Origin of the sequence: Pseudomonas moorei (assembly GCF_008801475.1) — a bacterium.
GTDB lineage: Bacteria > Pseudomonadota > Gammaproteobacteria > Pseudomonadales > Pseudomonadaceae > Aquipseudomonas > Aquipseudomonas moorei.
On sequence record NZ_VZPP01000036.1, the window covers coordinates 1 to 4133 of the forward strand.

The 4133-nt window shown below is 55.0% G+C and carries 4 protein-coding genes and 1 pseudogene; 2 read left to right on the forward strand and 3 right to left on the reverse strand.

Features of this window, described 5'->3' with window-relative positions; translation table 11 throughout:
- Positions 1 to 118: 118 nt before the first annotated feature.
- A pseudogene (locus F7R06_RS30570) lies at positions 119 to 550 on the forward strand (DNA cytosine methyltransferase); the annotation flags it as partial.
- Between the two features lie 104 nt (positions 551 to 654).
- Here F7R06_RS30570 and F7R06_RS30575 read toward each other — a convergent pair.
- The 3 genes from F7R06_RS30575 to F7R06_RS30585 all read right to left on the reverse strand — a co-directional run bounded on the left by F7R06_RS30575 (position 655) and on the right by F7R06_RS30585 (position 3087).
- Positions 655 to 1902 (reverse strand): ribonucleotide-diphosphate reductase subunit beta, encoded by a 1248-nt coding sequence (locus F7R06_RS30575; RefSeq protein ID WP_090324615.1) that lies wholly within the window; start codon positions 1900 to 1902, stop codon positions 655 to 657.
- A 514-nt stretch (positions 1903 to 2416) separates the two neighbouring features.
- Positions 2417 to 2632: a hypothetical protein gene (locus F7R06_RS30580; protein ID WP_090324595.1), complete on the reverse strand. Its 216-nt coding sequence runs from the start codon at positions 2630 to 2632 to the stop codon at positions 2417 to 2419.
- 191 nt (positions 2633 to 2823) lie between these two features.
- Positions 2824 to 3087 (reverse strand): DUF2790 domain-containing protein, encoded by a 264-nt coding sequence (locus F7R06_RS30585; RefSeq protein WP_090324593.1) that lies wholly within the window; start codon positions 3085 to 3087, stop codon positions 2824 to 2826.
- A gap of 478 nt (positions 3088 to 3565) precedes the next feature.
- Here F7R06_RS30585 and F7R06_RS30590 point away from each other — a divergent pair.
- The coding region (locus F7R06_RS30590) for an AMP-binding protein (protein ID WP_151149726.1) at positions 3566 to 4133 on the forward strand (568 nt) is incomplete at its 3' end.

Below are 4133 nucleotides of genomic sequence, written 5' to 3' on the forward strand. Positions count from 1 at the left end.
CAACATTTCCATGCTGATCACCCTGTGTTCTCCTGCTCGAAAAGTGAGCAGAAGCAATTGAACACCTGGGTCAGTTTTCAGTCGGCAGAACAGCCTTTACTGGGTCAGTTTTCGGTCAGCGGCAACATATGCAAAGCTTCATGGTTATTCGCCTAAAGGGCATGAGGGGTTTTTCCTAAAGGGGCTGGCACCCGACCATAAGAACTGGGAAACAGGGAAGTTTAGCGATCGATTTAGAGTTCAGGTTGAAGATAGATACGCCACAACTATTACAAGTCATATATCCAAAGATGGACACTATTTTATCCATTACGATCCAACTCAATGCCGGAGTTTGTCTGTTAGAGAAGCCGCCCGTATTCAAACATTTCCAGATAACTATTTCTTCCAAGGCAGCAGAACCGACCAGTTTCACCAAGTTGGAAACGCAGTGCCCCCATTACTGGCGTCGAAGATCTCGAAAGTTGTGTTTGGTATCCTGTTCGACAAGGTAAGGGATTACGACCAACGCTTTGCTGAAGAGGCGAAGGGTGAAGAGAGCTGCGCCTAAGCTTGCTTAAAAATTAGCTGTTGAAACTAAAAAGCCCCGATTAGATCGGGGCTTTTTAGTTATGCTATTTAAATGCGATTAGCGAATCGCTAGCACGCCCAGAATCAATCCCAGCTAAGCGCACCACCGGTTTGGTACTCAATAACCCGCGTCTCAAAGAAGTTCTTCTCTTTCTTCAAGTCCATGATCTCGCTCATCCATGGGAACGGGTTGGTGGTGCCTGGGTACTCTTCTTTCAAGCCGATCTGCGACAGGCGACGGTTGGCGATGAACTTGAGGTAGTCCTCCATCATGGCCGCGTTCATGCCCAGTACGCCGCGAGGCATGGTGTCGCGGGCGTATTCGATTTCCAGTTGAGTGCCTTGCAGGATCATCTGGGTTGCTTCTTCCTTCATTTCGGCATCCCACAGGTGTGGGTTTTCGATTTTGATCTGGTTGATCACGTCGATGCCGAAGTTCAGGTGCATGGATTCGTCGCGCAGGATGTATTGGAACTGCTCGGCGACGCCGGTCATTTTGTTGCGACGGCCCATGGACAGGATCTGGGTGAAGCCGCAGTAGAAGAAGATGCCTTCCAGAACGCAGTAGTAGGCGATCAGGTTGCGCAGCAGCTCTTTGTCGGTTTCGACGGTGCCGGTTTCGAACTTCGGATCGGAGATCGAACGGGTGTATTTCAGGCCCCAGGTGGCTTTCTTCGCGACCGATGGGATCTCGTGGTACATGTTGAAGATCTCGCCTTCATCCATGGCCAGCGATTCGATGCAGTACTGGTAGGCGTGGGTATGGATCGCCTCTTCGAACGCCTGGCGCAGGATGTACTGGCGGCATTCCGGGTTGGTGATCAGGCGGTAGACGGCCAGGACCAGGTTGTTGGCGACCAGGGAGTCGGCGGTGGAGAAGAAGCCGAGGTTGCGCATCACGATGCGGCGCTCGTCGTCGGTCAGGCCTTCCGGGTTTTTCCAGAGGGCGATGTCGGCGGTCATGTTGACTTCTTGCGGCATCCAGTGGTTTGCGCAGCCGTCCAGGTACTTCTGCCAGGCCCAGTCGTACTTGAAGGGCACGAGTTGGTTGAGGTCGGCGCGGCAGTTGATCATGCGTTTTTCGTCAACGGCGACACGGGCGGAGGCGCCTTCGAGTTCGGCCAGACCTTCGGCGACGTCGAGTGCGTCCAGGGCAGCCTTGGCACGGGCGACGGCGGCGGAGTCAGTGGCGGTGACGGCACGGGCTTCCAGGGCGGCGGCACCGCCAGCGCTGTCGAGACGGTCCATATTGGCTTCGGTGGCGTGGCCAGCGTTGGCGCTCTTGACCGCTACTTCCGTGTCTTCTTTGTCGAATTCGTCCCAGCTCAGCATGACGTGTCGTCTCCTGCGTGAGGGCCAGATTGCCCGTGTGAAATTGATAGGTTGGTCTTTCACACGGCCGTACTGGCCGCGATGGATCTAAAGGAATCGTTTTTTGCAGCAGCTAAGGCAGGCAATAAAACAGAATTTGTACGGGGTTCCGAGAGCCACTGATGGGCGCAGAAAGCATCGAACGCTTCTGCGGGGCTTCAGACTGGCTTTTCATCCCTGTAAGGGAATATTGCAGGCCCGTTTAAGGCCGCATTATAGGGAAGTTTTCGGTGCCGTGGTGCGGCGAAATGGCTCACGGATCGGTCGACAGGGACCGTTTTTCGGTCGGAGCGAGGGTTTACAGGGCTTTGGCCGGTGCAGATTTTTTTTCGTAAATGTTTGCCCTGGTTTATTTTTGCTCAAGAAATAACCAGAAAAGGCTTTTTTCACTACATCTTGTGTTTCGAAGGGGGTTTCTCAGGCTCCAGACACAACTAAGCCCGACCGAAGTCGGGCCGGGAGCGACCTTCAGTGATCAGCTGAGATTGGCCGACTCGGTGCGCGCAAAAACCTCTGCCGTGACAGTGGCCGAGCCAGTATGGTCGTAGCCGTCGGCGGCCACTGCCGAACCCGTCATTGGGTAACCGTCAGCGACAAAGGTGGCAGAGCCGGTGTGGTCAAAGCCATCGGCGGCGAAGGTGTTGGCAGCCAGTACCGAGAGGGTCAGGGCGAGGATCAGTTTGCTTTTCATGGGAGTGACTCCAGGTTTGTTGGCGTTATGTGCCTTGGGTAGGGTTCTCATGCCATGCCTGACAAATCGATTAAAAATCGCACATGAATGCATTAAGCAATCGAATTTGTAGATGTATAAGGTTCGGCGCTTCAGCGGCCTGATACTTCGGGCGGTTGGGTCGAACCTTGGGGAAATGAGGGGCGGGTGAATCAGCCGCTGGAGCAGCCGTTACCCATGACGCTGTAACGCAGGATATGACGTTGGCCTTTGGAGTCGTCGTACTCCATTTTCATCGGGACAACTTCACAAACATTGGGGACTTCGCTCATGGATACAACTTTGGCGATATCCAGGTGCATTGAGTAAGTGTATTCCTCTACGGCGGGTTGCTGCTGCGCGACATCAGTCGAGACCTCATCTGCCATGGCGGTTGCGCACAGACTGCTGAGGGCCAGAACCAATAAAGCTTTCATTTAAGTTTTACCTTTCTAAGGTCGAGTGGGGTCACGCAACCTTTTTGGGGTTGCGTGTGGAGCCGAACTACTTTGATGTTGGGTTAACTGCCTTCGTGGGGGCTGTAACTTGGTTAACTCAGTTTGCCGGGTTGGCGAGGCAGATTTTAGGGGCGGGGGGCTTATTCATATAGCCATGCTTTTGATAAACACCTTTGACAGATTCCGTAACAATCCCGTGCAGGCGCGAACTTGCTCGTGATGAATCGTGGGGAGAGGCGGGGTGTCAGGTTTAGCGCGTTATCGTTCACGACCATCGCGAGCAAGCTCGCTCCTACTTCGTTTGGGGTAAGACGCGGTGGGCACTGTGTGGGAGGGTGGTGCTCTATTCAGGACATTTTGTATGGGCTTGTTACTACCATCGTCGAATGGTTCTATAGGGCCGGCCCGGGCTACAACGGGGTCATACAAAAACAACTATTCCACCGAGGTAAGAAAGATGAGTGCGGCTTCCCTGTATCCCGTTCGTCCCGAGGTTCTGGCCAACACGCTGACCGACGAGGCGACCTACAAGGCCATGTACCAGCAGTCGGTCGTCAACCCCGACGGCTTCTGGCGCGAGCAAGCCAAGCGCCTCGACTGGATCAAGCCGTTCACCACGGTAAAGCAGACCTCCTTCGACGATCACCATGTCGACATCAAGTGGTTCGCCGACGGCACCCTCAACGTTTCCTACAACTGCCTCGACCGTCATCTGGCCGAGCGCGGCGATCAAGTCGCGATCATCTGGGAAGGCGATGACCCGGCGGAGAGCCGCCACATCACCTACCGCGAACTGCATGAACAAGTGTGCAAATTCGCCAACGCCCTGCGCGGCCAGGACGTGCACCGCGGCGACGTGGTGACGATCTACATGCCGATGATCCCCGAAGCCGTGGTCGCCATGCTGGCCTGCACCCGGATCGGCGCGATTCACTCGGTGGTGTTCGGCGGTTTCTCGCCCGAAGCCCTGGCCGGGCGCATCATCGACTGCAAGTCGAAAGTGGTGATCACCGCCGACGAAGGCA

What these genes read in the sequence shown, in the direction of transcription:
- F7R06_RS30585 (WP_090324593.1), bottom strand. Translation starts at nt 3,087, where the DNA reads ATGAAAGCTTTATTGGTTCTGGCCCTCAGCAGTCTGTGCGCAACCGCC.
- F7R06_RS30580 (WP_090324595.1), bottom strand. Translation starts at nt 2,632, where the DNA reads ATGAAAAGCAAACTGATCCTCGCCCTGACCCTCTCGGTACTGGCTGCC.
- F7R06_RS30575 (WP_090324615.1), bottom strand. Translation starts at nt 1,902, where the DNA reads ATGCTGAGCTGGGACGAATTCGACAAAGAAGACACGGAAGTAGCGGTC.